This window comes from Salinibacterium sp. NSLL17 (genome assembly GCF_015864935.1).
GTDB lineage: Bacteria > Actinomycetota > Actinomycetes > Actinomycetales > Microbacteriaceae > Rhodoglobus.
The window spans coordinates 1,075,251-1,100,750 of record NZ_JADYWH010000001.1 but is presented as its reverse complement, the minus strand read 5'-3'; the positions used below and the strand labels follow the sequence as shown (position 1 = coordinate 1,100,750).

At 61.7% G+C, this 25,500-nt stretch carries 25 protein-coding genes and 1 tRNA gene; 11 read left to right on the top strand and 15 right to left on the bottom strand.

Annotated elements, in window-relative coordinates:
* Window positions 1-584 precede the first annotated feature (584 nt).
* A tRNA-Lys gene (locus I6E51_RS05315) sits at window positions 585-657 on the bottom strand.
* A 71-nt stretch (window positions 658-728) separates the two neighbouring features.
* On the opposite strand from I6E51_RS05315, the gene bcp reads away from it, so the two are divergent.
* Window positions 729-1,208 (top strand): thioredoxin-dependent thiol peroxidase, encoded by a 480-nt coding sequence (gene bcp, locus I6E51_RS05310; RefSeq protein WP_197106159.1) that lies wholly within the window; start codon window positions 729-731, stop codon window positions 1,206-1,208.
* Here the strand turns inward: bcp and I6E51_RS05305 are convergent.
* Window positions 1,205-1,624, bottom strand: coding sequence for a hypothetical protein (locus I6E51_RS05305; protein WP_197109626.1), 420 nt, complete (start codon window positions 1,622-1,624; stop codon window positions 1,205-1,207). The genes bcp and I6E51_RS05305 overlap by 4 nt on opposite strands.
* Window positions 1,625-1,808: 184 nt before the next feature.
* Between I6E51_RS05305 and I6E51_RS05300 the strand changes: the two genes are divergently transcribed.
* A complete protein-coding gene (locus I6E51_RS05300; RefSeq protein ID WP_009772809.1) occupies window positions 1,809-2,057 on the top strand; it encodes a WhiB family transcriptional regulator in 249 nt (82 codons plus the stop codon).
* A gap of 136 nt (window positions 2,058-2,193) precedes the next feature.
* On the opposite strand, the gene I6E51_RS05295 is transcribed toward I6E51_RS05300, so the two are convergent.
* From I6E51_RS05295 to I6E51_RS05285, 3 genes are read right to left on the bottom strand one after another with little or no spacing between them, the layout of a single operon-like run.
* Window positions 2,194-3,693: a sensor histidine kinase gene (locus tag I6E51_RS05295; RefSeq protein WP_197106161.1), complete on the bottom strand. Its 1,500-nt coding sequence runs from the start codon at window positions 3,691-3,693 to the stop codon at window positions 2,194-2,196.
* 9 nt (window positions 3,694-3,702) lie between these two features.
* Entirely contained in the window at window positions 3,703-4,935 is a 1,233-nt protein-coding gene (locus I6E51_RS05290) for a regulator (protein WP_197109625.1), read from the bottom strand.
* Between the two features lies 1 nt (window position 4,936).
* Complete coding sequence (locus I6E51_RS05285; RefSeq protein WP_231599656.1) at window positions 4,937-5,584, bottom strand: SAF domain-containing protein; 648 nt, start codon at window positions 5,582-5,584, stop codon at window positions 4,937-4,939.
* Window positions 5,585-5,703: 119 nt separating this feature from the next.
* Between I6E51_RS05285 and I6E51_RS05280 the strand changes: the two genes are divergently transcribed.
* On the top strand, window positions 5,704-5,985 hold the full coding sequence (locus I6E51_RS05280) for a helix-turn-helix domain-containing protein (protein WP_197109624.1): 282 nt from the start codon (window positions 5,704-5,706) through the stop codon (window positions 5,983-5,985).
* 6 nt (window positions 5,986-5,991) lie between these two features.
* On the opposite strand, the gene I6E51_RS05275 is transcribed toward I6E51_RS05280, so the two are convergent.
* On the bottom strand, window positions 5,992-6,591 hold the full coding sequence (locus I6E51_RS05275; RefSeq protein WP_197106163.1) for a hypothetical protein: 600 nt from the start codon (window positions 6,589-6,591) through the stop codon (window positions 5,992-5,994).
* Between the two features lie 150 nt (window positions 6,592-6,741).
* Here I6E51_RS05275 and I6E51_RS05270 point away from each other — a divergent pair, with 150 nt between their 5' ends.
* Window positions 6,742-7,230, top strand: a complete 489-nt coding sequence (locus I6E51_RS05270) for an Rv3235 family protein (protein WP_197109623.1) — start codon at window positions 6,742-6,744, stop codon at window positions 7,228-7,230.
* Between the two features lie 100 nt (window positions 7,231-7,330).
* Here the strand turns inward: I6E51_RS05270 and secA are convergent, their stop codons facing one another.
* The 6 genes from secA to mtrA all read right to left on the bottom strand — a co-directional run bounded on the left by secA (window position 7,331) and on the right by mtrA (window position 15,840).
* Window positions 7,331-10,132, bottom strand: a complete 2,802-nt coding sequence (gene secA, locus I6E51_RS05265; protein ID WP_197109622.1) for a preprotein translocase subunit SecA — start codon at window positions 10,130-10,132, stop codon at window positions 7,331-7,333.
* Between the two features lie 161 nt (window positions 10,133-10,293).
* Entirely contained in the window at window positions 10,294-10,992 is a 699-nt protein-coding gene (raiA, locus tag I6E51_RS05260) for a ribosome-associated translation inhibitor RaiA (RefSeq protein ID WP_197106166.1), read from the bottom strand.
* 45 nt (window positions 10,993-11,037) lie between these two features.
* Window positions 11,038-11,808 carry a ComF family protein gene (locus tag I6E51_RS05255; protein WP_197106167.1) on the bottom strand — a complete coding sequence of 257 codons (771 nt, stop codon included), beginning with the start codon at window positions 11,806-11,808 and terminating at the stop codon, window positions 11,038-11,040.
* 63 nt (window positions 11,809-11,871) lie between these two features.
* Entirely contained in the window at window positions 11,872-13,548 is a 1,677-nt protein-coding gene (locus I6E51_RS05250) for an LpqB family beta-propeller domain-containing protein (protein WP_197106168.1), read from the bottom strand.
* A complete protein-coding gene (gene mtrB, locus I6E51_RS05245) occupies window positions 13,541-15,154 on the bottom strand; it encodes an MtrAB system histidine kinase MtrB (protein WP_197106169.1) in 1,614 nt (537 codons plus the stop codon). The genes I6E51_RS05250 and mtrB overlap by 8 nt, the downstream gene beginning before the upstream one ends.
* Window positions 15,155-15,159: 5 nt before the next feature.
* Window positions 15,160-15,840 (bottom strand): MtrAB system response regulator MtrA, encoded by a 681-nt coding sequence (mtrA, locus tag I6E51_RS05240; protein WP_197106170.1) that lies wholly within the window; start codon window positions 15,838-15,840, stop codon window positions 15,160-15,162.
* A 120-nt stretch (window positions 15,841-15,960) separates the two neighbouring features.
* Between mtrA and I6E51_RS05235 the strand changes: the two genes are divergently transcribed.
* Genes I6E51_RS05235 through I6E51_RS05215 form a run of 5 tightly spaced genes read left to right on the top strand, consistent with a single transcriptional unit; the run spans window position 15,961 to window position 21,373 of the window.
* Window positions 15,961-17,187 carry a hypothetical protein gene (locus tag I6E51_RS05235; protein WP_307783821.1) on the top strand — a complete coding sequence of 409 codons (1,227 nt, stop codon included), beginning with the start codon at window positions 15,961-15,963 and terminating at the stop codon, window positions 17,185-17,187.
* Window positions 17,184-17,882 (top strand): DUF4129 domain-containing protein, encoded by a 699-nt coding sequence (locus tag I6E51_RS05230; RefSeq protein WP_197109621.1) that lies wholly within the window; start codon window positions 17,184-17,186, stop codon window positions 17,880-17,882. Before I6E51_RS05235 ends, I6E51_RS05230 begins: the two co-directional genes overlap by 4 nt.
* Complete coding sequence (locus I6E51_RS05225) at window positions 17,879-19,078, top strand: DUF4350 domain-containing protein (protein ID WP_197109620.1); 1,200 nt, start codon at window positions 17,879-17,881, stop codon at window positions 19,076-19,078. The genes I6E51_RS05230 and I6E51_RS05225 overlap by 4 nt, the downstream gene beginning before the upstream one ends.
* A 43-nt stretch (window positions 19,079-19,121) precedes the next feature.
* Window positions 19,122-20,078, top strand: a complete 957-nt coding sequence (locus I6E51_RS05220; protein WP_197106172.1) for a MoxR family ATPase — start codon at window positions 19,122-19,124, stop codon at window positions 20,076-20,078.
* A gap of 2 nt (window positions 20,079-20,080) precedes the next feature.
* Entirely contained in the window at window positions 20,081-21,373 is a 1,293-nt protein-coding gene (locus I6E51_RS05215) for a DUF58 domain-containing protein (protein WP_197109619.1), read from the top strand.
* Window positions 21,374-21,496: 123 nt separating this feature from the next.
* On the opposite strand, the gene I6E51_RS05210 is transcribed toward I6E51_RS05215, so the two are convergent.
* A complete protein-coding gene (locus I6E51_RS05210) occupies window positions 21,497-22,492 on the bottom strand; it encodes a stage II sporulation protein M (RefSeq protein ID WP_197107159.1) in 996 nt (331 codons plus the stop codon).
* Between the two features lie 16 nt (window positions 22,493-22,508).
* On the opposite strand from I6E51_RS05210, the gene I6E51_RS05205 reads away from it, so the two are divergent.
* A complete protein-coding gene (locus I6E51_RS05205) occupies window positions 22,509-23,369 on the top strand; it encodes an RDD family protein (RefSeq protein WP_197106174.1) in 861 nt (286 codons plus the stop codon).
* Here the strand turns inward: I6E51_RS05205 and I6E51_RS05200 are convergent.
* Window positions 23,366-24,790, bottom strand: a complete 1,425-nt coding sequence (locus I6E51_RS05200; protein ID WP_197109618.1) for a phosphomannomutase/phosphoglucomutase — start codon at window positions 24,788-24,790, stop codon at window positions 23,366-23,368. The genes I6E51_RS05205 and I6E51_RS05200 overlap by 4 nt on opposite strands.
* The gene (locus tag I6E51_RS05195) at window positions 24,777-24,992 is read right to left on the bottom strand and encodes a DUF3499 family protein (RefSeq protein ID WP_197106176.1); all 216 of its coding nucleotides are present in this window, start codon (window positions 24,990-24,992) and stop codon (window positions 24,777-24,779) included. Before I6E51_RS05195 ends, I6E51_RS05200 begins: the two co-directional genes overlap by 14 nt.
* A gap of 63 nt (window positions 24,993-25,055) precedes the next feature.
* Here I6E51_RS05195 and I6E51_RS05190 point away from each other — a divergent pair, with 63 nt between their 5' ends.
* Complete coding sequence (locus I6E51_RS05190) at window positions 25,056-25,499, top strand: metallopeptidase family protein (RefSeq protein WP_197106177.1); 444 nt, start codon at window positions 25,056-25,058, stop codon at window positions 25,497-25,499.
* Window position 25,500: the final 1 nt, after the last annotated feature.

Genomic DNA, 25,500 nt, shown 5'->3' with positions numbered 1-25,500 from the left:
CTGCAGGGGGAATGCGTTTCGGCGCATCCGCACGCAACTGCAGAATCGGAGCCGCCATTGGCTCACGACAGGGAGTGCGAGCGCATTCACGGGGGTGAACTGCGCCGCTGGGGAGTGATTCGGGTATCACCTTCTTCGTCACCATCGGGGGTGACCGGAGCGGGCCGGTCTGGTGTGCCCAACAAGTTAGCACGCCCCCCATTCGGTGGACAGTAGACGTGTTTGTTGGCCAAAATTGTGCGATACCACTTCGCAGGGTGAGCCAATCCCTCCTTAGCCTCGAGAATCTCCGACCCTCGAATCGCTCGCCGCCGCCCACGTGCGTGCCGCCACGAGATCCGAACCGCTGGATGCCGTCCATAGCGACAAAAATGACCGCGCTGCTCCTCTCCCGCGAACGGCCAGCAATAGCGCTGCACGCGATCGCCTGTGGGCTCTGAGCCAGCATGCTGCGGGCGATGTCGAGTGGGCTTGGTAGCCGCGCACTGCAGACAGAAATCGGCGAGCAATAAGTGTGCGGGAGCGCACGCGAGCCTTAAACGAAAAACCCCGTGATCGTTAGGATCACGGGGCTTCTCTTGCTGTGCACCCCCCCGGACTTGAACCGGGAACCCACTGATTAAGAGTCAGTTGCTCTGCCAATTGAGCTAGAGGTGCGTGGCTTGGTTTTCCCTCTCAGGGCAACCGAGGAACAACGTTACCATGAGTTAAAGCGACTAAGGAGCACAATGACCACTGAATCCTCACGACTTGCCGCCGGCACCCCCGCACCGAGCTTCACACTGCCTGATCAGGACGGAAATTCGGTGTCTTTGAGCGACTTTTCTGGCAAGAAAGTGATTCTTTATTTTTATCCTGCGGCCATGACTCCCGGATGCACGAAGCAAGCCTGTGACTTCCGTGATCAGCTCGGCTCGCTGCAGTCGGAGGGCTATGTCGTGCTGGGCGTTTCTCGCGATACTCCCGAGAAGCTCACGAAGTTTCGCGAGCAGGAAGCACTCACTTTTCCCCTCCTCAGCGACCCCGACCACGCGGTGCACGAGGCGTATGGAGCCTGGGGCGAAAAGAACCTGTACGGCAAGCAGGTTGTTGGCGTCATCCGATCCACTTTTGTGCTCGATGAGCAGGGAGCCATCACACTCCCCCTCTACGCCGTGAAGGCGACCGGTCACGTTGCGTCGTTGCGCAAGAAGCTCGGGCTCGACTAACCCTCGTGGCGGGTGGTTGCCGCAAGCACCGGTTTCGTGAAGAGCAGCACCAACACCACGATTGCCGGAGTCAGCAGCAACCATCCGATATCTTGCCGCGCAAACACCCCTTGGAAACTGCCGATCGCCACCGAGATCTGTAGTACCTGCCAGACGACGGCGGCGCCGCGGATCCAGGGCTGTTGCCGCAGGGCATTGATACCAATTATCGCTACCCACACTGCCGCGATTGCGGTCAGAACAGTCAGCGCAATTGCACTCGGATACGACTGCGGAGTTTCTGCTCCCAGCTCGAAGATCAAGTACGCCAGAGCGGCAAACAGTACGGCGCTCTCAAGGAAGATGACTACGGCCAGCGCTATCAAATACGGATGATGACGTGACGTTTTCTCTTCTGGGACAAGTTCGTCTACCATTCGCTCCCCGTTAAATCGCTGAAAGACCATTGCTTTGCCTTTGACGATATGCGATTCTAGTTGAGGTTGATTTCTGGCTCCCAGTGTTGCGAGCGAGACCCACATAATTTCTCAAGCTCGACGCCGATCAGGGCGTAATTTTTTTGTGCGCTCGAGCATCGCAACACACTGTAAGGAGCTACACATGGACTGGCGCGATAACGCTGCATGCCTCACTGCTGACCCGGAGCTATTCTTCCCGGTCGGAAACACTGGTCCGGCCGTTGATCAGATTGAAAAAGCAAAAGCCGTCTGCGGTCGCTGCTCAGTAACTGAAATGTGCCTCCAGTACGCACTCGAAACCAACCAAGACTCAGGCGTCTGGGGCGGACTCAGCGAAGACGAGCGTCGCGCTCTCAAGCGTCGCGCCGCACGCGCACGCCGCGCTTCCTAAGCAACACTCTTCGCCGCAGGCCGTGAGGCCTACCGACGCGACCAACTCTGCAGATTATAATCTGCGCTATTCGTCGCGCCTGAGTAGGCCGCCGCCTCGCTCGGCTAGGCACCGCTTTAGTCGGCGATTTTCTGCCCTACTTGGCGCGCGTCAGCCAGGTCAGCGGGATGTCGATCGTCACTTCCGTGCCACTGCCCACGATCGTGTGCCAGTCGATGGTTCCGCTGAGCTCTCCCTGAATGAGCGTGCGCACAATCTGGGTGCCGAGGCCTTCACCGACGCGCCCTTCGGCCAGCCCCACACCGTTGTCGCGCACCTGCACGGTGAGCTTGTCTGCCGTGCGACGAGCATCAATTTCGACCGTTCCATCAGCCCGACCGGCTAGACCGTGTTCGACGGCATTGGTGACGAGCTCGGTAAGCGCGAGCGCCAACGGTGTCGCGTACTCGCTCGGGAGAGCTCCAAAACTTCCCACGGATGTTGGGTGCACTGTCGTGTTGTGACTCGATGCGACTTCGGCGATGAGCTTCAATACCCGGTGGAACACGACGTCGAAGTCGACGTTCTGGTTGAGCCCCTCCGACAGGGTGTCGTGCACCACGGCGATTGCCGCTACCCGGCGCATAGCTTGGCCAAGCGCTTCGCGCGCAACTTCGCTGTGGGTTCGACGCGCCTGAATGCGCAGCAGTGATGCGACCGTCTGCAGGTTGTTCTTCACCCGGTGGTGAATCTCCCGGATCGTCGCATCCTTCGTGATGAGTTCACGCTCTTGGTGACGAACCTCTGTCACATCGCGGCACAACACGATGGCGCCAACGCGTTCACCGCGGTCGCGAATCGGGATCGTCCGCAACGACACCGTCACTCCTCGCGCTTCGATGTCGGTACGCCACGGAGCTCGACCGGTCACGACCAGCGGAAGCGACTCATCCACTTCGGGCTGGCCTGCGATCAAAGTGGTCGTTACTTCGGCGAGCGATTCCGCCTCAAGCTCCCCAGAGAAACCGATGCGGTTGAACGCGGAGAGCGCATTGGGGCTTGCAAATGTCACGAGACCGTCGACATCCAAACGGATCAGACCATCGGATGCGCGGGGAGCGCCTCGACGCGGTGCCGCCGGAGCGCCCATATCGGGAAAGTCACCTGCCGCAATCATCGCAAAAAGGTCGTTCGCACATCCGTTGAAGGTGAGCTCTTGACGTGAGGGAGTGCGAGCGTCGCCCAAATTGGTGTGCCGCGTGATGACGGCAATCGGCGTTGCCGTTGTCTCATTGCCCGTGGCCGTGAGCCGACGCATGACGGGCACCGCGCGCACGCGGGTCGGAGTCTCTTCGTACCACGCGGGGGCCGCGGTATCGACGATGCGAGCGGTCTCGAAGGCCTCGGTGACCTGCGCATGCCACTCCGGTTTGATCTTCTGACCAACGAAGTCACGGTAGAAAAGCGTGGCTGAACTGCTGGGGCGAGCGTGGGCAACAGCGACGAACTGGTCATCGTCGCTGGGCACCCAGAGCACGATATCCGCGAACGCAAGATCGGCAAGAAGCTGCCAGTCGCCGACAAGCATGTGCAGCCATTCGATATCTGCTTCGCTCGAATGGCCCTGCTCTTGGACTAGATCACTGAGAGTCGACACCCCTACAGGTTACCTGCGCGCCACCATCCTGCTGAACAATGACCGTGGGGGAACTGACTCTGTCTCCTCGGGCACGAGTCTCGATGTCACGAGGTCACGAATCGCGGCACGCGCTGGCGATCGCGGTGCCGCATCCACCAGAGTCTTGCCACTGAGCACGGCCCCATCGAAGCCCGAGAGGTCGTGAGGAACCAGTATTGGATGCTCGATACCTCCGAATCGCGAGAGGGTTTGGGTGACCTGGCCGTGCGGATTCATGCCACTGGCGCTCACGCGAACCTTGTTCATGACGACGCTCACGCTGCGGGTAGTCACGGTCTCAAGAAGATCGACATGGGCGCGCAAAAACCGCGACAGGCCCACAGGATCTGCTGAGCCGACCGCAATGACGTGATCTGCCGCACGCACCGCCGTGACCGCCGCAGCATTGCGACGCGGGGCGAAAAGGTCGCTGGTAATTTCTTCGTCATTCTCCAAACTGGAACTCGTATCGAGCACGGTGTAATCGACCCATTGGCGGCACTGGGCGATCGTGGTTCCCACCCGCTCCGAGGAGAGCTCGGGCCAACGGCTCGGTCGCCCGATGCCCGTGAGTACCCAAAAAGCCCCGAGCGGCGACTCATACCGCTGCCCGATACGCCCCAGCTCTTCGGTGGTGAGAGTCTCGGTGCCTGCCAACCGACAAGCTGCCGCAAAGCCCGGAGCTTCATCGAGCATGCCGAGCGCCGGCGCCACCGATGCCCCGTGAGTGTCCACATCGGCGAGCGCCACGCTGTACCCGAGCGCTGCCAGTTCGGCTGCAACGGAAATAGCAATGGATGTTCGGCCGGGAGCCCCGCCGGGGCCCCACACTGCGATCACTTGCCCGAGCGCGCTGCGCTCGCGAGGCGGAGGCTCTGAACCCCATGGGGACTGAGAGAGCAGAGCGTCGAGCCCCGCCCACCCCTCGGCAGCATCCACGATGTCGTAGAGCCCGAGGTCGCTCGCGTAACGCTGTTCACGCTCGCTACTGGCGATCGCGACGAGGCGCACCCCGCTCTGATCGCAGGACGCAATAAGTCGATCGGTGAGGTACCGCGCTTCTGCCGCGACAAGCGCGATATCAGCGTGGGCGCCGGCCACTCGTGAGGCGAGCTCGGGCGCACTCACCGCGCGCAGCACAATCTCGTGGCCATGATGCCCTACCTCGAACGCGAACTGATCCTCAAGATTCACGGGCATTGCGAGAGCGAACGCGGTCATCTCAGCCCTCCGCGGGCAAGTTCGCCGGGATGACCGACAGAACATCGCCGTTGGCCATCGCCTCAAGCAAGCGGGCTACACGCGAGCGCGGCACCAGTAACTCAATGGCACTCCCCTGAGCCGACGACACGAGCGAATCATCCTCGACCAAGCGCACGACGACGGCTCCCGCGATAATGACGCCTGGGGCACCATAGCCGCCCTCTTCCGCCTCAGCGCTAGCCCAGACGTCGACCGCCGCTCCCGTGGTCACCGAGGTGGCTAAGCCTCCCTGAGGGGACACCACAACCGAGGTCAGCGAGAGCCCATCATGACTGCCAAGCGAGGATGTGGGCACCAGCTCCCCTGCCTCAATTGGCCTGGTCGCAATAAAGCCTTCAGCCGGCAGCTCTCCCCGAGCGATGTAGTGGTTGGTCGCTTCGTTGAGCTTGACGCTGCGGATCACCAGATCGGAGCTCATGACTCGATCACCCGGCGTCAACGACGACGCTGCGGCGTAGACCTCAGTGGAATCGTCAGCCGCAGCAACGATCGCAACGACACCAGCCACGGAGGCAACGACGAGCACGACACCGATCGCTAACCGCGGGTCGAGAGCGAACGCTCGCGCACGCGCTTGGGACTGAGTTCTGCCGGAGCGACGGCTCATAGCGCGCACTCTCCACGTCGGGTCTTGATCATGGCACCATGGTTCGTTACCGCCCGGAAGTGGCGCGATAGTTATCCACATCAACCCCATTCCCAGCTTCATGGCCGCATAATCGATGCATGAACGCGATCAACCCAGCAGAGGGCCTCGGGCGATTTCTCACCCTGGCTGACACTGCCGAAGTGCTCAGCGTCTCTCCGCATGAGGTTCTTGAACTCGTGCGTTCCGGCGAACTACCCGCGATCAAAGTGGGCAGCAAGGGTCAATGGCGCATCGAGAATTCCGTTCTCGAGTCATATATTGAAGCCCTCTACGAAGAGACTCGTCGCATGAGTCTGTGGAACCAGTCCGACATCGCCACGGTCACCGAAGTTAACTTCAGCGAGCAACGCACGCGCTAACGAAAGTTACGGCCGAACGAGTACGACGCTCGTGAACGGCACCAAGCGGTACTCCGATACCGCAGTCTCGCGGCGCACCGCCCCACGCTCGTGCACCGCAACATCCAGATGGTCACGGCCAACGCGGTCAATCGTGCCGTGCACCTCCCCCGCAACCAGTACAAGCGAAACAGCCCGGCGTCTCCGACACAGATCCCGCAATACATAACTGAGGCTCAACCGCTGCGAGAGACTCGGATGTCCGTTGGAAGGCGTGGTCGCGAGGCTCGGCGTGATGTGAGCCGCCCCCATCGAAATGCCGGCTAACGCCGCGAAAGGAACGATGCACTGACCCGGACGGCCGCTGTCGTCGACGAGGTCAGCCGACATCCAATCTCGACCAATGATGACGGGGCGAAGGATCACGCGCGTGCCGGTGATCAAAAGCACCGAAAGAGTCAGCGGGGACTCGGAAGTGCTGCGGGTGTGCAGCGCCACAATGCGGTCGCGGATGCTGAGCCGGCCCAACCGCAACCGTTCCTCTTCTGCATCGATCTCAAGGTCATCGGCGGTGATTTCGCGCTCGAGCTGGCTCTCGAGGTCGTCAAAGAGGTTGTCCCAGCGCATGCGTTGACGGTACTGACGGTGGCTCTCGGCTCCAAATTGTTATCCACAATTGAAGATTGGTCATAGACAACTGGTCTACTTCCTGCTTAAGTGTGGTCTACCCCCTTATGGGGGTAAACATCGCCGTCTTGACCTTTTACCCGGGAGATCATGAGTACCGAGCCCCTTCCCGCCTCCTTACCGAGTGTGGAAATACCCCGACAGGCGCGCCAGCGCACTGGAACCCTTCCGTCGAAGGTCATCCGGCCTCGCTTCGTTCCCGACGAGTTCTTTGGCCACCAGCCCACTCCGAGCGCCGAGCTGCCTGACCCCGCTCCCCTCGTCGAGAACCTCACTCGCTGCGTGATCGAAGTACTCGCCGGCGCACGCGACCTAGAACAGATTGCGCGGTGGGTCACCGACGACGTCTACCGCCATCTGCTCAAGCGCACCGTGCTCTCCGCACGCGCCCGTCGAGCCAAAGGCCAGCCCGTCACTCGCCCCAGCTTCAGCATGGGCTCAATCAGGCTGTGTGAGCCCCGCGATGGCGCTATCGAAGCCGTCGTTATCGTGCGCGGTCGCGCCCGCACCCGCGCTGTCGCCGTGCGCCTCGAAGGCCTCGACAAGCGCTGGCGAGCGACCGCCATCAACGTGCTGTAGTTTCACACCCCTACAGCGCACACAACGAATGCCCCACTCGAAACTCGAGTGGGGCATTCGTTGTGTGCAGCCGGCGTTCAATCGCCGGCGTGAGATCTCACTACTTCTTACGCTTCTCCTGCGCTCGGCGCTGGGAACGGTTCAACGGAGCCTCCGGGGCAGCGCCCTCGGCACGCTGACCGAACGCGCCACGATCGTTGCCCTGGGGCTGCGCCTGCTGCTGAGGAGCAACCTTCGACTGCTGCGCCTGAGCCGTTGCCGCGCGCTCAACCTGGCCGCGATCGTTGCGAACCTCAACCTCACCCGACGCATCAGCGCTTGGCGCCGAATAGCTGAGTTGAGTTGCCGGTGCAGCCGGGGCATCCAAACCACGCGCCTGAACCGTAGTCGCTTCGCCGCCGCCATTGACTTCGACATCAAGGTTGAAGAGGAAGCCAACGGTTTCTTCGCGAATCTGACCCATCATGCTCTGGAAGAGAGCGAAACCTTCACGCTGGTACTCGACGAGCGGGTCACGCTGAGCCATAGCCCGCAGACCAATACCGTCTTTCAGGTAGTCCATCTCGTAGAGGTGATCACGCCAGCGGCGGTCGATCACGCTGAGAACAACGCGACGCTCAAGCTCGCGCATGGCGGTCTCGCCCAGCTGCTGTTCGCGACGCTCGTAAGCGATAACGGCATCCGAGTGAACTTCCTTGGCAACGAAGGCGCTCGTCAGTTTGCCGCGCGCACCGCCCTCGGTGAGCACCTCGTCGACAGTAATACCGACCGGGTACATCGTCTTGAGCTCGACCCACAGCGCATCGAAGTCCCACTCCTCGGAGTGGCCCTCGGCAGTGTGAACGTCAACAACCTCAGTCACGACGTCTTTCAGGAAGCGCTGAACGCGGTCCTTCAGATCATCGCCCTCGAGGATGTGACGGCGGTCGCTGTAAATTGCTTCACGCTGACGGTTGAGAACATCGTCGTACTTGAGAACGTTCTTGCGGATCTCCGCGTTACGAGATTCAACCTGCGACTGCGCGCTGCGGATGGCGCGGCTGACGACCTTGGACTCAATAGCGAGATCGTCGGGAACCGACGAACGCCCCATGAGCGCCTCAGCGGCACCACTGTTGAACAAGCGCATGAGGTCGTCTTGCAACGACAGGTAGAAACGGCTCTCGCCCGGGTCGCCCTGACGACCGGAACGACCGCGCAGCTGGTTGTCGATACGACGAGATTCGTGGCGCTCGGTGCCAAGCACGTAAAGCCCACCAACATCGATGACCTTCTTAGCTTCCTTTTCGACACCCGACTTGACCTCAGCGAAGACGTCATCCCAGGCGGCTTCGTACTCGTCAGGAGTTTCCGAGGGGTTAAGGCCACGAGCATTCATCTCAGCGACGGCCAAGAACTCGGCGTTTCCGCCGAGCATGACGTCGGTGCCTCGACCAGCCATGTTTGTGGCGACGGTGACAGAGCCGAGACGACCCGCTTGAGCAACGATTGCTGCTTCGCGAGCGTGGTTCTTAGCGTTCAGCACCTCGTGCTTGACGCCCTTCTTGGCGAGCATGCGCGAGAGCAGTTCGCTCTTCTCAACACTTGTCGTACCCACCAGAACCGGCTGACCCTGCTCGTGGCGCTTCGCGATATCAGCGACAACCTGCTCGAACTTGGACTGCTCGTTCTTGTAAATCAGGTCGGACTGGTCGATGCGCTGCATCGGACGGTTAGTGGGGATAGCGACCACGCCAAGCTTGTAGGTCGACATGAACTCTGCCGCCTCAGTCTCGGCGGTACCGGTCATGCCCGACAGCTTGTTATACAAACGGAAGTAGTTCTGCAGAGTGACGGTCGCAAGAGTCTGGTTCTCGGCCTTAACCGCAACGCCCTCTTTGGCCTCAATCGCCTGGTGAATACCTTCGTTGTACCGACGGCCCTGAAGAATACGGCCGGTGTGCTCATCAACGATCAGCACTTCGCCGTTCATGACGACGTAGTCCTTGTCTTTCTTGAACAGCGCACGAGCCTTGATCGAGTTGTTCAAGAACGAAATCAGCGGAGTGTTCGCCGATTCGTACAGGTTGTCGATGCCGAGGTAGTCCTCGACCTTTTCGATACCGGGCTCGAGCACACCAACGGTGCGCTTCTTCTCGTCGACCTCAAAGTCAACTTCAGGGATGAGCTTCTTGGAGAGGTTCGCAAACTCGGTGAACCACCGGTTCGCCTCCCCCGACGACGGACCCGAGATGATGAGCGGGGTACGTGCCTCGTCGATGAGGATCGAGTCGACCTCGTCAACGACAGCGAAATAGTGCCCGCGCTGAACCATGTCGCTCGCCTGCCACGCCATGTTGTCGCGCAGGTAGTCGAAGCCAAACTCATTGTTGGTTCCATACGTGATGTCAGCCGCGTACTGTTCGCGACGCTCAGGAGGCGCTTGACCGGAGACGATACATCCAGTTGTCATGCCGAGGGCGCGGAAAACGCGGCCCATAAGTTCAGATTGGTAGCTGGCCAAGTAGTCGTTGACCGTGATGACGTGCACACCCTGCGCCGCGATGGCGTTGAGGTAGGCAGCGAGCGTTGCCACGAGGGTCTTGCCCTCACCGGTCTTCATCTCAGCAATGTTGCCCAAGTGCAGTGCTGCACCACCCATGAGCTGAACGTCGAAGTGACGCATGCCCAGAGTGCGCTTTGCCGCTTCGCGGACCGCAGCGAAAGCCTCGGGGAGCAAGTCGTCGAGCGACTCTCCACCGGCATAGCGTTCGCGCAGTTCTACAGTCTCGTTCTTCAACTCATCATCAGTGAGGGTGTTGAAGTCATCCTCGAGATGGTTAACGGCCGCCGCGTAGCCTTTCAAGCGTCGAAGAAGTCGACCCTCACCTACGCGAAGAGCGCGTTCTAAAACATTCGCCACCGAATACTCCCATTCTTGTCGGACGGGTCCGACGCTGGCACTGCTCGACGAAGCGCAGTCTTTTAGACGCTTACGTCACGGTAACGCGGTGTGTGCGATCAGCGCACAGCCGCGTTACCGGTTCGTAATCGTATCAACTCCAAGCCAAAAACTTGGTGTACTTAGCCGTTAGCGACCTTGCGCTTGCGCGAGCGGCCGCTGGGAACTGCGTCTTCTGCCTCTTCTTCGAGAGCAATAACGCCGTAATCCCAGCCCTTGCGGCGGTAGACCACACTCGGACGATCGGTCTGGCTATCGACGAACAGGAAGAAGTCGTGGCCGACCAATTCCATGTGATCGAGAGCTTCCTCCACCGTCATGTGGCTGGACGGGAACACCTTGCGGCGAATAACTACGGGCGAGTAGTCCTCGTCCCCTGGTTCCGCCTCTTCCCCCTGAATAGGAATTGCTCCGGTCGCGACCTTTTCGATCACGTCGGGACTTGCGGGGGTGATATCAACAACCGCAAAACCGCCAGCGCTCGCTTCACGAAGCGAAGTGGGGCGGTGGTTTCCGCGGTGAATCTTTTTGCGATCCTTCGACTGGCGGATTCGCTCGACGAGCTTGGCCATAGCCAAATCGAAAGCAACATACTTATCTGAACCAGCAGCTTCCGCTCGAACAAGCGGACCTGGTCCAATCAACGTCAACTCAACGCGGTCGTCTCCACTGGAACCTTTGGTTTCGTGGTGTCGGGTTACCTTGACTTCGAAGGCGATTGCCTTCTCGGCCAAGTGAGAAACCTTCTCAGACTTTTCGATCGCGTACTCACGGAAACGATCCGTGACTCCTACATTTCGTCCGTTGACGGTGATTTCCACGGCGACCTCCTAGCCATAATGCGCGGCTGCCCCGTGAGGCAGCTTCTATTTCGCGCCCTTTTCCATACCGTAGCCCTCGCCGCTGGCAATGTCACGAACCGCCAGCGTTCTTGGAGTGAACCCCATGGTTGCGGCCGCGATAACTGTTCCGCCCGCGGCTGAAATCGCTCTCGCGGCTTCGTCGAGGGTCGCTCCTGTGGTGAGCACGTCATCCACAATGATTACGCGGCTGCCGGCGAGCGAACGCACCGAAATGAACGCCCCTTTCACGTTGACGGCGCGCTCCTCGGCGCTCAGCATTTTCTGGCTTCGAGTTTTTTGAGCGACGCGAAGCGCCCGGGCGTGGCGGACGCCGGCGGTTTTCAGCACGAGCCCGACGGGATGGTAGCCCCGCGTGCGCATCGCCGTCTTGCTGCTGGGGACCGCAATGATCTCGATAGGGCCCGATGCTCCCCCGGGCGCCGTTGACTCGCTGAGCGCGCGCCTGAGGGCCGAGAGAAGGGCAACGGAGAGCGGTCGCGCAAGGTCGGTGCGGTGATGGTTCTTGAAGGCGAGGAGAACCCGCCGAACACGATCCTCGTACCTCAGCGCGGCGTACACGCGCAGGTGCTGCGGTGTCGAGTGGATGCTCGTGTGCGAGACGAGACTGCGCGCGCATTCGTCGCACAGCGCTCGGTCGGGGCGTTGGCATCCGGCACACTCCACGGGAAGGATGAGTGCGAGAGCGTCGCGCAGTGCCTCGCGCACCAGCACACTCCACCCGATGGGCTCACGACCGCCGGAAGGTTGGTCGGGAGGCTGCTCGGAAGGCGTCATGAGTCGAGCGTGCCCGGAGGCGTCACCCCACGACGACGATCGCGGGTGATCAGTGGATAGCTGTTACTGCTGCGACGCCATGAAGGAGGCGTCGAGCCCCGCGAGCACCCACGCCTGGCTGCCTTGCGGCCGCCATACTTCGCCGTCAGCCAGCACCCGCAGCCCATCAGTGTTCGCTCCCGTGCTGACCAGCTGCGTCGCCCCGTCAACATCGCCGAGCTCACGAGAAGGGCCACCAATTTCGTAGGCAGTCACCTCGGTGGAGTCAGCGGTTCCCGAGAGCGTCGCGACCGTACTGGAACCGACCCAGGCGGCGTCAACGGCTTCCCCGGCGCGAACCGGCAGCGATACCGGCTCCACGAGTTGCACGGGCACATTTCCCTGCTGGCGCACGATTCCGTACACCAGCAACTGCGGCCCAGACGGCGTGGAGAGATACACGAGCAGTCGCGCACCGTCACGCGAGACATCCAGCGACACGATTGTGGAATCCGCTGGCAGCGTCGTTTGCAGCGGATGCTCGGTGCCGTCGACCTCGAACGTGGAGAGCGACGTCGCACTGGCCTCTTGCGCTGACCACACGAATCGGAACGGATCAAGCGACGGCGCAACCAGGCCGGGCCGTTCGTCAATCAGTCGCGGAGCGACTCCCACCGTTGCAAAGTAGGCACCTCCGTCGGCAGCCCGATAGGTCACAGAAAGCCGGTCGGCCGACAGCGCCGCGGTTGTCGCGCCTGCCTCGACCACAAATGCGCTCAGTTCGTTGATTTCGCTGAGTCCATCGCTCGTGCTGAACCCGAACTCGCTGCCGGTTCCTACCACGAGCGGCCCTGCAGAACCCGGCTCAATCACAGCAGCACTCTGCCCTGAGCTGGTGCTCTGGAGATCGCGACCGTCGACCGTCAACACCACAATGGGCGTGTGCAGCGTGGCCGACAATTGCTGCTGCATGCGCTCGCGAGCAACAGTATTCGCGGCGAGCGCTTCGGAACTCAGGTCGACAACGGCCCGCCCCGAGGTCAGGCTGCTGGTAGCGCCGAGCGTTGTGGATGGCGGGAACGCCGTCAGCAGCACGCCCTGCTGCACCCAGGCAGAATCTGCGGCCAACAGCGCCTGGATGGCACGCGATTGGGAGGACTGCCGCACAGCAAACCAACGAACATCCGGAATCAAGTAGGCGAAACTGGGATCGAAATAGTACAAAACCTGTTCTTCGAAACTCACTTCGAAACCACGGTCGGAGAGCACGATTCCCGGTGGAGCGCTAGATATCCGCCACTCGCCAGCCACCTGCTCGAACTCGAACGCGAGGGTTTGCGAGACGGGAGATCGCAGCTCGGAATACACCCCCCGCTCATCGATCACTGCTTGCGCGGAGAACGAGTAGGTGAGCGAATCGCCCTCGAGCGCCGGAGCGATTGTCGGCAGCTTGTCACGCTCGCGGACAGTTGCGCTTGCCGCGGGAGCCCACGTCTCGTTCATCGAACTCGTGAGGAACTCGCGAGCCACCGAATAGTCACGCGATGGCGACCGCACGGCGCTCATGAAGTCGGTAAGAATTTGCTCCTGGGTTGAGCCCGCAACAGGGCCCGATGCCACAATTTCGTACTGAGTATCGTCTTGTTCATCGATGAGCGGCCCCGACTGGACGTCGCTCGAGAGCGGAACGCCCACACAGCCCGTGAGCGCCACCGAAACGGCAGCCAGAAGGGCGAGGTAGGCGAGAGAGACCTTAGGCATGTGGTCCCTCCAAACTCGGTACGTCATCATTCGGCGGCAGTTCAAGAGGCGACGAGCGCAACTCAGAACCGCGAGCTCTCGGAATGGTCAAGCGGAAGCACGAGCCGTTGTCCCCATCCGACCACACTTCCAACCAGCCACCGTGAAGTGCAGCATCCTCAAGGGCAATGGCAAGGCCGAGACCGGTGCCGCCTGTGGTGCGCTGGCGCGAAGGGTCGGCGCGCCAAAAGCGGTCGAACACTCGCTCAAGGGCTCCCTGACTCATGCCGACGCCATAATCACGCACCGCAATAGCGACCGCGTCTTGGTCGCTGTCAATCCACACCACAATCGGCAATCCATCGCCGTGGTCGATGGCGTTACTGAGCAGATTCTGAAGGATACGACGGATGCGACGCGGGTCGACATCCGCTTCAAAGTAGCCACCGGGTGCCACAAGTCGCAGTTCGGAACCCTTGCTTGCCGCCAGCGACGTGAGGCTCTCGATGGCGTCTTCGACGAGACGCACGAGGTTGGTTGGCTCGGTTTCCATATCGACGGCACCTGCGTCGTAACGACTCATTTCGAGCAGGTCGGCGAGCAGCAACTCGAATCGTTCCACTTGAGTGTGAAGCAGTTCAGCCGTGCGGGCCGTTGCGGGTGGGAACGACTCACGCTGGTCGTAGAGAACGTCGCCGGCGAGCCGGATAGTCGTGAGCGGCGTACGAAGCTCGTGCGAGACATCCGACACAAAGCGTTGCTGCACCTGCGAGAGAGCAGCCAGCCGGGTGATCTGCTGCTGCATGCTCGTGGCCATACCGTTGAACGAACGCGCCAGCGTTGCGATGACATCGTTGCCCTGAACCGGAATGCGCACTTCAAGTTCACCGGCGGCAAGGCGTTGGCTGGTCTCAGCCGCCAACTTCACTGGCCCGACTACAAGGCGCACCACGACGAACGTGACAATGCCGATGAGCGCCAAGAGGGCAAATCCACCAAGCCCAAGCGTTTGCTGCACTACAACGAGAGTGTCTTGAGTGTCTTGGATGTCGTACACCAGATAGAGCTCGTACTGCGTGCCCCGAATGTCGAGGGTCGACCCCACGATGAGGCCAGGATGCACGGCCCCATCTTCGGACTGCTCGAGTGCCACCGACTGCCAGTAGGTGCGCTGCTCGGTGGATTCCGCCACCACGTCGCGCAGCTCTTGAGAAATAAGTGACTCCGACGACAACCCCTGAGTCTGCACGTCAGCGGGAACCCGCGGGCCGTCTTGACCAGGCGTGCGCAAGATCGCGTAACTCGTGCCACCCGTGCTCGAGGCGACGCTCTCAATCACGCCAGCAACATCCCGCATCATGTCATCGAGATCTTCAAGGCCCAGGTCTTCATCAGCGGCATCGAACACCTGCTGACCCGCAAGCGTCGCATTCGAAGACGTGCGCGTCAGCTGATCCCGACTCGCATCAAAAAGATTCGCGCCAACGCTGAGCGACATATAGCCCGCGATCACCGCGACAACGACCGACGACAGCAACACTGTGATCGCCACAGTGCGCACTTGAAGCGACGAGCGCCACAGAGCAGCAATACGCTGCATCCAGCCGCGCCAGTCGAATTCGAGCATGAAAGTTAGGCGCTGGCGCCGGCGCGGTAGCCAACCCCGCGAACCGTCATCACGATCTTCGGGTTGTCAGGATCTTCTTCAACCTTGGCGCGCAACCGCTGCACGTGAACATTCACGAGCCGGGTGTCTGCTTTGTAGTGGTAGCCCCACACTTGCTCCAACAGCATCTCGCGAGTGAAGACCTGCTCAGGCTTCATCGCTAGCGCCAACAGGAGCTCAAATTCGAGCGGCGTCAGGTTGATTTTGGTGTCGCCGCGGCGAACCTCGTGGCCCGTGACATCCAGCTCAAGGTCGCCGACGGTCAGCGTGCCGGTGGCAGCGTCGCTGGCTGGGCGCAACCGGGTGCGCACCCGCGCAACGAGCTCTTTGGGGTTGAAAGGTTTGACGACATAGTCGTCGGCACCGCTCTCGAGCCCCTTCACGACATCCGCCGTGTCGCTCTTGGCCGTGAGCATGATGATCGGCACGCCAGATTCTTCACGGATGCGGGCACAAATTTCGATGCCGTCCATTCCGGGCAGCATCAGGTCAAGCAGCACTAAATCGGGCGCTGCTGACTTGAAGGCGTCGTACGCTAGGGCGCCGTCTTGGCAGAAAAATGGTTCATAACCTTCAGTGCGTAGAACGATTCCGATCATTTCTGCCAGGGCAGTGTCGTCATCGACTACAAGAATTCGCGGGTTCACGTGTCCTCGATACTTTCTAGCTCTCGGGCTAACAGAGTGAGAAGCTTTCGCATAAGAGTAGTCGAGTGTGAAAACATGAGTGAGATTGAATAGATGCAGTTCAACATTCGAGGGTGAGACGTGAGCGATAACAGTCCGTGGCAATCGCCAGATAGCAGTAACCCTGTCGACGGTTCCCAGCCGCTTGCACCCCCTGCCCCGTCTGCGGCGTACGCACCGGGAACGACATCCGGAGCCCCTCACGGCGCGCCGGGAGCGCCCCAGTATGGTGCTCCAGCTCCCTCGTGGACCCCACCACCCAAGCCCGGGCTTATCCCCTTGGCCCCCCTGGGACTCGGCGCCATTCTTTCGGCATCGCTCATGGTGCTGCGCCGCAACCCCCGCCCCACATTTGGGTTCGCCCTGCTGATCATGAGCATCGTCATGATCGCTTCGCTCGTACTCGTGGGCGTCGTGACCTTTGCCGGCGTCGAACGCACGCTCAGCGCGAGCGATGCGGATGCCGCTGCCATCGAAGCTGGCGCCACCGCCGGAACAATTTTGTCGGCACTCTTTGCCGTCGTACTCTCCCTGATCGGCGGCGCACTCTTTCAGGGAATCGTCTCGCTCGAGGTGGCACGCGGCGCTGTCGGTGAACGACTGCGCCTGCGCGGGCTGTGGGCAGCCGCGAAGGGCCGCATTTGGGCTCTCGTTGGCTGGTCAGCCCTTGTTGCTGCCGCCGCCATTATCGGAATCGCTCTCATCGCTGGCATTGCCGTGCTGCTGTTCACGTGGGGTGACACGGCTGGCATCGTCATTGGAGTGCTCGTGACGCTGTTCGGCATCGCCGCGAGTGTCTTCCTCGCAGCCTGGCTCGGTACCTTCTTCGCGTTCGTTCCGAGTGCGCTCATGATCGAGCGCTTGCCGCTCGGCCAAGCGATTCGTCGCTCATGGTCGCTCGTCAAGGGAAGCTTCTGGCGCACCTTCGGCATCTTGCTGCTCATCATGGTCATCGTGAACACGGTGTCGAGTGTGGTTACCGCCCCGCTGAGCTTCATCGGCGGTCTCGGCGTTGGCCTCCTCAATCCAACCGGCGACGAAGATGCCGGCGTTGTCGCTTTCATCGCGCTCTACATCGTGACGATCGTCGTTTCAATCGTGATCAGCGCCGTCACGATCGTCATCCAATCAGCAGCCCCCGCCCTGTTGTACATCGACATGCGGATGCGAAAAGAAGGGTTCGACCTGGAACTCACTCGTTTCGTCGAGGCTCGGAACGCTGGTGACTTCTCGGTGCCCGACCCGTACCTCACCCTCGACAGCTCGCCTCGACGCGCACCTGACGCGTCTCCTTACACGGCTTCATGACGCTAACGACGCTCTCGGTCACCGTGCCCGCCTTGCTGTCATCCAGCTCGGCGCGCGCGGTTTCTGGCGAGGTTCCGGTCGATCCCGACTCGGAGCAGGCCACGAATTGGTTGATCGACGAGCTTTCGAAGGCTCCGTATCAGGCAGCCCGCCCCACACTCTTCGACCGAGTCTCGAAGGCGTTTAGCGATTGGCTAGCGAGCCTCACCATCGGTGAAGGAACGGGCATCCCGACCATTGTGTTGATCGTGCTGCTGGCTCTTGTCGCGATCGCCATTATTGCTGCAATCGTGGTCTACGGACTCCCCCGCCTCAACCGCAAGAGCCGCCACGAAGAGGGCATCTTCGGTGAGGCCGACTACCGCACGGCGGCCCAATTGCGGGCATCCGCAGAGCAAGCTGCTGCGCGCGAAGACTTTGCTGAAGCGATCGCTGACATGTTCCGTTCGATCGCCCGCGGGCTCTCGGAACGCACTCTCGTGAGCATGACGCCAGGCACCACGGGTCACGGCTTCGCCAGTCGCGCTAGTCGCGCGCTGCCCGAGCTCGCCCGCGAGCTAGGCCACAGTGCCGACGTCTTCGACCTCGTGCGCTACATGCGCAAACCAGCAACGCGAGAACAGTACGACGAACTGCGCACGCTGGAAGCACGCGTGCGCGCGGCCAAACCTGATCTTGCCGAGGCAACCCTGTGAGCGCCACACAAGCAACCACGACAGAAACAACGGTGCTCACCCCCCGCGTCGGCACCACAGCCAAGCGCGCCCTCTACTGGGTTGCCGGCTCGATTCTCGTGGTTCTCGTCGCGATCGCGAGTCTCAATCTCGCCGGGACAGCAGTCGAAGGCCCACCGCTCGACCCCACCAGTGCCTATGAAGCAGGAACGCAGGCGCTCGCCGAAGTATTGCGCGATCAGGGCGTCGACGTGGTGGTTACGACGACGCTCGATGACACTCGCGCGGCGCTCGACTCCTCCGACGACAGCACGCTGTTCTTCACTAACTTTGAGGCGTACCTCAGCGAAGACCAGGTAGCCGCAGCAACCGGACTCGCGGCGACCGTCGTGTTCGCCGATCCGACCCTCACCGAACTTCTGCGGGTGGCACCAGAAGTCGCCCACGCCGGCCAAAATTCGGATGCTGTTTCGGCATCCTGTTCAGCACCGCTCGTCGCGAAGGCCCCCGATATCACCGCCGGCCCCAGCAATTACCGCGTGATCGAGCCGAGCGCCGATATCACGGCCTGCTATGGAAACGACGACGATGGCTACGGGCTGATCGTGCTCGACCGTGGCGATACTGAACTTCGGATTCTTGGCGCCACTGATGCGCTCAGCAATGGCGACATCACGGCAGCCGACAACGCGGCCTTCGCTCTGCGGCTCCTCGGCGAGCACGAAACGCTCGTCTGGTACACGCCAAGCTTCCTCGACCTCGCCAACTCCGGTGACGCCAAGACGCCCGCTGAACTCGCCCCCGGATGGGTCTTGCCCGGTGTCTGGCTTACGATGCTGACACTTCTGGCTGGCGCACTCTGGCGTGGTCGCAGATTCGGCCCGCTCGTGATCGAAAAACTGCCCGTGACCGTGCGCTCAAGCGAAACGATGCAGGGGCGGGCGCGGCTCTATGAGCGCTCCACAGCGAGACTCCACACCCTCGATTCGCTGCGCATTGGAACCATTCGCCGCATCGCCGTACTGTGCGGTATGCCGACCACAGCATCCATCGACGATGTCATCAACCGGATTTCGCCACTGGTCGGTCAGCCGATTGAGCCGTTGCGACAGTTGCTCATCGATCGCGAGCCGACCTCCGACCACGAACTGATCACGCTTTCCGATGAATTGCTTGCTCTCGAAGATCGAGTGCACGCCGTCATCCGCCCCGCCTAACAACCTCAGCCCCACCGAGCCAGAGATAGAGAAGAATCGAGATATGACTGACGAGCAACTGCGGCACGCATTCACTCAACTCCGCACTGAAGTAGGCAAGGCCGTCGTTGGTCAGGATGCGGCCGTCACCGGCCTCACCATTGCGCTACTCACGGGCGGCCATGTGCTGCTCGAAGGTGTTCCCGGCGTTGCCAAGACCCTTCTCGTGCGCACCCTCAGCCGCGCACTGCAGCTCGACACCAAGCGCGTGCAGTTCACCCCAGACCTCATGCCAGGTGACGTCACCGGTTCGCTCGTCTACGACGCCAAGGCTGGCGAGTTCGAGTTTCGCGAAGGCCCCGTCTTCACCAACATTTTGCTCGCGGATGAGATCAACCGCACACCCCCGAAGACTCAGTCATCGTTGCTTGAAGCGATGGAAGAACGCCAAGTCTCGGTCGATGGAAAGACACTCAAGTTGCCCGTACCTTTCATGGTCGCGGCCACGATGAACCCCATCGAATACGAAGGCACCTACACGCTGCCCGAAGCTCAGCTCGACCGCTTTCTGCTGAAGCTCGTGCTCGATCTGCCGGAACGTGACACTGAAATCGAAGTGCTCACGCGCCACGCTGCCGGCTTCAACCCGCGCGATCTCGCCGCCGCCGGAGTAACCCCCGTGCTCGATGCGACCATGCTCGCCGCCGCTCAGGATGCCGTAGCAAAAGTCGGCGCAAGCCCCGACGTGATTGCCTACGCCGTCGACCTCGCTCGCGCCACTCGTCAAAGCCCGTCCGTGAAGCTCGGGGTCAGCCCTCGTGGTGCAATCGCGCTCATCTCGGCAGCCAAGGCCTGGGCGTGGCTCACCGGCGCCGACGCGATCACGCCCGACCACATCCAGAGCATGGTGTTGCCGGTGCTTCGCCACCGCATCCAGCTCCGCCCGGAGGCCGAGCTTGAAGGCGTTTCGTCTGACGTAATTTTGCGATCGATCGTGCAGCAAGTGCAGGTTCCGATCTAACGATGGCGCTTTCTGGATGGTTCGTCGCATTATTGGCGCTCGGCATTGTGCCGATCGTCCTGACTGGCGAGCCCTTTGTGCTCACGCTGTGGCTGATTTTCGTCATCGTCGTCGGAGCCATCGACCTGCTGCTGGCGGTGTCGGTGCGCTCGCTGCGCTTCGATCGCACACCTCCCGACCGGGTGCGCCTCGGCGAGACCACGAGCTCAACCCTGCGCATCACCAACCCGACCCGCCGCCGACTGCGTGCCGTCGTGCGCGATGGCTGGCAACCATCCGCTGGTGCTCACACCAACCGGGTACCGCTGACGGTGCCGTCGCGCGAACGTCGGGAACTCAGCACCGTGCTCACACCAGTGCGGCGAGGAACCCGCGAAGCCGTGCACGTCACGGTGCGGTCGTACGGCCCGCTGCGACTGATTGCGCGTCAAACTACGGTGAGCGTGCCGAGTACGTTCACCGTTCTACCGCCGTTCAACTCTCGCAAGCACTTGCCATCACGGCTCGCTCGCTTGCGAGAACTCGATGGCGCAACGAGCGTCATGATCCGTGGTCAAGGCACCGAATTCGACAGCCTGCGCGACTACGTGCGCGGCGACGACGTGCGCTCCATCGATTGGCGTGCCACCGCCCGCCGTTCTGAACTTGTGGTGCGCACGTGGCGCCCCGAACGTGATCGCCGCGTTGTCATCGTCGTCGACAGCGGTCGCACCTCAGCCGCACGAATCGAAGACGAGCCCCGCATCGATACCGCGTTCGAATCAGCGTTGCTGCTCGCCGCTCTCGCGTCAAGCGCCGGCGATCACGTCGACTTCATGATCTACGACCGCCGCGTTCGCGCACGAGTGCAGGGCGCAAGCGGCCCCGACCTGCTCTCGAAAATGGTCAACAGCATGGCGCCGGTGCAGCCGGAACTCATTGAGATGGATTGGAACTCGGTGCCGGGCCTCGTGCGTCAGGCCACCACCCAACGCGCGCTCGTCGTTCTCGCCACAACAGCCGAATCGCCGGGCGGAAGCCTCGGGCTGCTCGCCATGCTCCCCCAGCTCACCGCGAAACACACTGTTGTGGTGGCTTCCGTCACCGATCCATCCATTGCGGATGCCACGCTCGACCGGTCCACGCGCGACGCCGTCTATCTCGCCGGGGCTGCCGAGCGCGCTCTCCTCGATCAGTCGCGAGTTGCCGCCGCGATCAACCAGCTCGGAGCATCCGTCGTCTCGAGACGCCCCAGTGAACTGCCACTGGCTCTTGCCGACCACTACATCGCGCTCAAGGCCGCCGGAAAGCTGTAGCGGCACGAGACCACGGCAGAGCCTCTCTACGAGCTCCTCTGTGCTGCGCCAGTGCTGCCACAGCGCGGCTGGGCGTCAGCGCGGCTAGGCGTTAGTGCGGCTGGGCGTCAGTGCGGCTGGGCGTTAGTTGGCGACGATGTGGGTAGCCCCCGCGTCGAACTCGCTGAGGTCTCCCGTGTTGCCGGCGCGAGCGCTGCGCCCACCGAGGATCCACTGGTATGCCAAGAACCCGGCGAGCGCGACAGTGCCGATGCCGATCTTGATGGGCCACGGCCAGTCCTGGCGCGTGACATAGCCCTCGATCACTCCGGACACGAGCAGCGCAAGGATGAGCCCGACGACGATCGTGAAGAGCGAGCGACCAGCGTGAGCAAGCGACTGAGCCCGCGTGCGTGCCCCTGGGGCGACCCACGACCAGAAGATCATCATTCCGGTCGCGCCTGCCACAAAGATGGCGTAGAGCTCAAGCTGGCCGTGCGGAGCGATGTAGAGAAAGAACACGTCGAGGCGATCGAACTCGTTCATGATTGCCGCGGTGAATCCCAGCTGCTGGGCCGTGTTGAACAGCAGGTAGGGAACGTAGAGGCCGATGATTCCAAACGCGACAGATTGTGCGGCAATCCACGCGTTGTTGGTCCAGACGAACCCGGTGAACGATCCGCCGGAGTATTCGGAGTAGTACCCGACGAAGTCATCTTGAGCGAGAGCTTCACGCTCTGCCGACGTTCCGAAGTTCGCAAGAACCTGCGGGTTTGAAATTGCCCACCACGCGAAAAGGAAACCAACAAGGAAGGTTGCGGCGGCGAGGATGAGCGACATCCAGCGCACCCGGTAGAGCGCCGCCGGAAGTTGAACAACAAAGAATTGTGGGAGCTGACTGAGCAGGTTTGCCGAGGCCCCGGTGAATCGCAGACGCGCCCGACTGAGGGTGAGCGAGAGTCGATCAGCCTGCGCAGACTGGCCCGAACTCGTCTTCATCGCTGACAGCTGAGTGGCGCCGGACTGGTAAAGATCGATCAATTCGTCGACATCAGTGCCGGAAAGTCGTCGTTGCTTGCCCAAATCGGCAAGGCGATCCCATTCTTCGCGGTGCGCGGCTGAGTAAGAGTCGAGATCCATCTGCTTAAATGATGTCATGCCGAGCCCACAAACGACCAACACATTTGCGTATGGTGACGAACCCGATGAGCTCATCACCGGTGAAGCTGTTGCGTTGGAGCTGCATTCGACCAGTTTTGTCTTGCGTGCGGCCGGCACCATGATCGATTTTCTGGTCTACGCGGCCGCTCTCATTGGCCTCCTGATCGGCGCATTCGCCTTCGCGACCGCTGCCGGTCTCGACCAAGCAATCGCCACGGCGCTTACCGTCAGCGCGACCGTGATCTGCCTCGTGGTCATCCCCACCGCCGTCGAAACACTCAGCCGCGGCAAGTCCCTCGGCAAGCTTGCGATCGGAGCCCGCATCGTTCGCAACGATGGCGGCGCGATCGGCTTTCGCCATGCCTTCATCCGCGCCCTGATCGGTGTGCTCGAAATCTTCATGACCGCGGGTGGCTTGGCCGCCATCGTGGCGCTGCTCAACACTCGCGCACAGCGCCTCGGCGACCTTGTCGCGGGCACCTACGCCCAGTACGAACGCGTATCGAAGTTCTCGAACCCCGTGGTGCAGCTGCCCGGCCAGTTGGCTGATTGGGCTCGCACCGCCGATGTTGCCAAGATGCCGGATGCTCTGGCCCGGCGCATCTCGCACTTTCTGGTCGCCGCGCCCGGCTATACGCCGATGACGCGCCACCAGCACGCCCTGAACCTTGCGCACGAGGCCTCCGCCTACGTGTCGCCGCTACCCGCCGTGGAGCCAGAAGTGCTGCTCAGCGCCGTTAGCGCTGTGCGGCGAGAGCGCGAGACTGTCGCGCTTGCCAGCGAGAAGGCACGGCTTGCCGCCCTCTCCCCCGCGCTGACGGGTGTTCCGCGCGGCTTTCCAAGCGACCGCGGCTAAGCGCGAATCAACGCAAGCGCGCGATCGCGAACGATCTCTAGCGTTGCCTGATCGCCGGCTTCGGCGTTGAGTCGCAGCAATGGCTCAGTGTTCGAAGGACGCACGTTGAACCACCAGAAGGGTTCGCCCGCCACCGTGGTGCCGGTGACGGTGAGGCCATCAAGATCGTCGAACTCTGCCTCGCCCTCGAAGGCCTCACGGATGCGAGCAGTGGCTGCCGGAACGTCGTCCACCACCGAATTGATTTCGCCGCTCGCCGCATAGGGCGAATAGCGATCGGAGAGCACCGAGAGGGGCTCCTGCTGCGAACCGAACTCGGCAAGCAAGTGCATCGCGGCGAGCATCCCGTTATCGGCGCCCCAAAAATCGCGGAAGTAGTAATGCGCCGAGTGTTCGCCGCCAAAGATCGCGCCGGTCGCCGCCATCTGGTCCTTGATGAGCGAATGGCCAACATGGGTGCGCACCGGGATCGCCCCAGCGGCTTCGATCGTTTCGGCGACGATGCGCGAAGTGATCAGATTGTGGATAACCCGGATGTCGCCCTCCGGCTGCAGTGCGCGCACCCGCTGGATTTCCCGCAGGGCCACGACCGCGGCAACAGCACTGGGACTCATAGGGTTTCCGCGCTCGTCGACCACGAAGCAACGGTCGGCGTCGCCATCGAACGCGAGCCCGAGATCCGCACCGTGTTCGAGCACCGCATTTTGCAGGTCAACGATGTTGGCGGGCTCAAGCGGGTTGGCTTCATGGTTCGGGAAGGTGCCGTCGAGTTCAAAATACATCGGGATGATCTCGACGGGCAGCGCCGGCAAACCGGCAGCGGTCGAGAGCACAGCAGGAACTGTCATGCCTCCCATGCCGTTGCCGGCATCTACTACGACGCGAATGGGGCGAATGCCGCTGAGATCAACGAGTTCACGCAAGTAGCTGGCGTAGTCGCCAAGCACATCGAGCTCTCGCTGGGCGCCGACCGCGGAAACCGCGTCGATCCCCGTAGCGAGGTACTGCTGGGCACGGTCACGAATGGACTTCAGACCGGTCGCGAAACTGATCCCTTGAGCTCCCGCGCGACTGAACTTGATGCCGTTGTACGTCGCCGGATTGTGGCTGGCCGTAAACATGGCGGCCGGAGCATTGAGCGAACCGGAAGCGAAATAGGTTTCATCTGTCGAGCAAAGCCCGATGAGAACAACGTTGGCGCCGCGAGCGCGCGCGCCCGCCGAAAAGGCTGCAGCGAATCCCGGAGAGGAGTCGCGCATATCGTGGCCGACGATGATCTCGTGGCCGGCGGCATCCACTTCGTCAGCGAAAGCAGCGCCGAGCGCTTCAACAACGTCGTCGGTGAGCTGCGAACCTACCAAGCCACGAACGTCGTACGCCTTGATGAACGGTGCAAGATCGATGGGGTTAGCTTTGCTCATGCCCCAAAACTACATGGCGAACGACCTGCCAACCCTGAGGCACGGACAGTCGTTCAGCATGGCGGTCGCACAAATCGTAGGTGTGCGGTTCTGCGCTGTAGCTCAGCGGCCCTAAAACGGCCATCGAGTCGGCATAGACATAGGTGAGAGTGGCGACTGCTTCGGAGTTGCAGGCGACCTTGCTGCACGGGCGCTGGATCATTGTGAGCCCTAGCCTACGACTCTGCGCCCACAGATGGGCAACTGGCGGTCGTACAATGAGCACGTGGCTAGATCATCGAAGCGAGCGTCGACGCGCTCTGTGCGGGGCAACTGGCGCGACCGTCATGGTCGCGGCATCCGCTCCGCCGTTACTGGTCCGCACCTTCCGCTGCTGAGCAGCCGCAATGGAAACTTTGAACTCACGGTTGCTTCTGCCGCGCAGTACTTGAAAGAAATGTGGCCAGACGAGCTAGCTAATGCCCGCTTCGAGCTCGGGCTCATGCCCGGCAGCAGCCCCGAAGGCAGCAAGATCGTGCGCTGGACTGCCCTGCCCGATGAGAAGCGCATCATCCTCTACCGCTTGCCCATCGAACGTATGGCCAGGCTGCACCGCGATGACGAACTCCATAAGCGGATGCTCATCGAAAGTTGTGTTTTTCAGGCCGTCGCCGAATACATTGGCAAAGAACCGTGGGAACTCGCTCCGGAGCGGTTCCGCAATTTCTAAC

Bases quoted from the DNA above. Each gene is read 5' to 3' on its own strand.
- bcp (WP_197106159.1), top strand. From the start codon at position 729: ATGACCACTGAATCCTCACGACTTGCCGCCGGCACCCCCGCACCGAGC.
- I6E51_RS05305 (WP_197109626.1), bottom strand. From the start codon at position 1,624: ATGGTAGACGAACTTGTCCCAGAAGAGAAAACGTCACGTCATCATCCG.
- I6E51_RS05300 (WP_009772809.1), top strand. From the start codon at position 1,809: ATGGACTGGCGCGATAACGCTGCATGCCTCACTGCTGACCCGGAGCTA.
- I6E51_RS05290 (WP_197109625.1), bottom strand. From the start codon at position 4,935: ATGACCGCGTTCGCTCTCGCAATGCCCGTGAATCTTGAGGATCAGTTC.
- I6E51_RS05285 (WP_231599656.1), bottom strand. From the start codon at position 5,584: ATGAGCCGTCGCTCCGGCAGAACTCAGTCCCAAGCGCGTGCGCGAGCG.
- I6E51_RS05280 (WP_197109624.1), top strand. From the start codon at position 5,704: ATGAACGCGATCAACCCAGCAGAGGGCCTCGGGCGATTTCTCACCCTG.
- I6E51_RS05275 (WP_197106163.1), bottom strand. From the start codon at position 6,591: ATGCGCTGGGACAACCTCTTTGACGACCTCGAGAGCCAGCTCGAGCGC.
- I6E51_RS05270 (WP_197109623.1), top strand. From the start codon at position 6,742: ATGAGTACCGAGCCCCTTCCCGCCTCCTTACCGAGTGTGGAAATACCC.
- I6E51_RS05255 (WP_197106167.1), bottom strand. From the start codon at position 11,808: ATGACGCCTTCCGAGCAGCCTCCCGACCAACCTTCCGGCGGTCGTGAG.
- I6E51_RS05250 (WP_197106168.1), bottom strand. From the start codon at position 13,548: ATGCCTAAGGTCTCTCTCGCCTACCTCGCCCTTCTGGCTGCCGTTTCG.
- mtrB (WP_197106169.1), bottom strand. From the start codon at position 15,154: ATGCTCGAATTCGACTGGCGCGGCTGGATGCAGCGTATTGCTGCTCTG.
- I6E51_RS05230 (WP_197109621.1), top strand. From the start codon at position 17,184: ATGACGCTAACGACGCTCTCGGTCACCGTGCCCGCCTTGCTGTCATCC.
- I6E51_RS05220 (WP_197106172.1), top strand. From the start codon at position 19,122: ATGACTGACGAGCAACTGCGGCACGCATTCACTCAACTCCGCACTGAA.
- I6E51_RS05215 (WP_197109619.1), top strand. From the start codon at position 20,081: ATGGCGCTTTCTGGATGGTTCGTCGCATTATTGGCGCTCGGCATTGTG.
- I6E51_RS05210 (WP_197107159.1), bottom strand. From the start codon at position 22,492: ATGGATCTCGACTCTTACTCAGCCGCGCACCGCGAAGAATGGGATCGC.
- I6E51_RS05205 (WP_197106174.1), top strand. From the start codon at position 22,509: ATGCCGAGCCCACAAACGACCAACACATTTGCGTATGGTGACGAACCC.
- I6E51_RS05200 (WP_197109618.1), bottom strand. From the start codon at position 24,790: ATGAGCAAAGCTAACCCCATCGATCTTGCACCGTTCATCAAGGCGTAC.
- I6E51_RS05195 (WP_197106176.1), bottom strand. From the start codon at position 24,992: ATGATCCAGCGCCCGTGCAGCAAGGTCGCCTGCAACTCCGAAGCAGTC.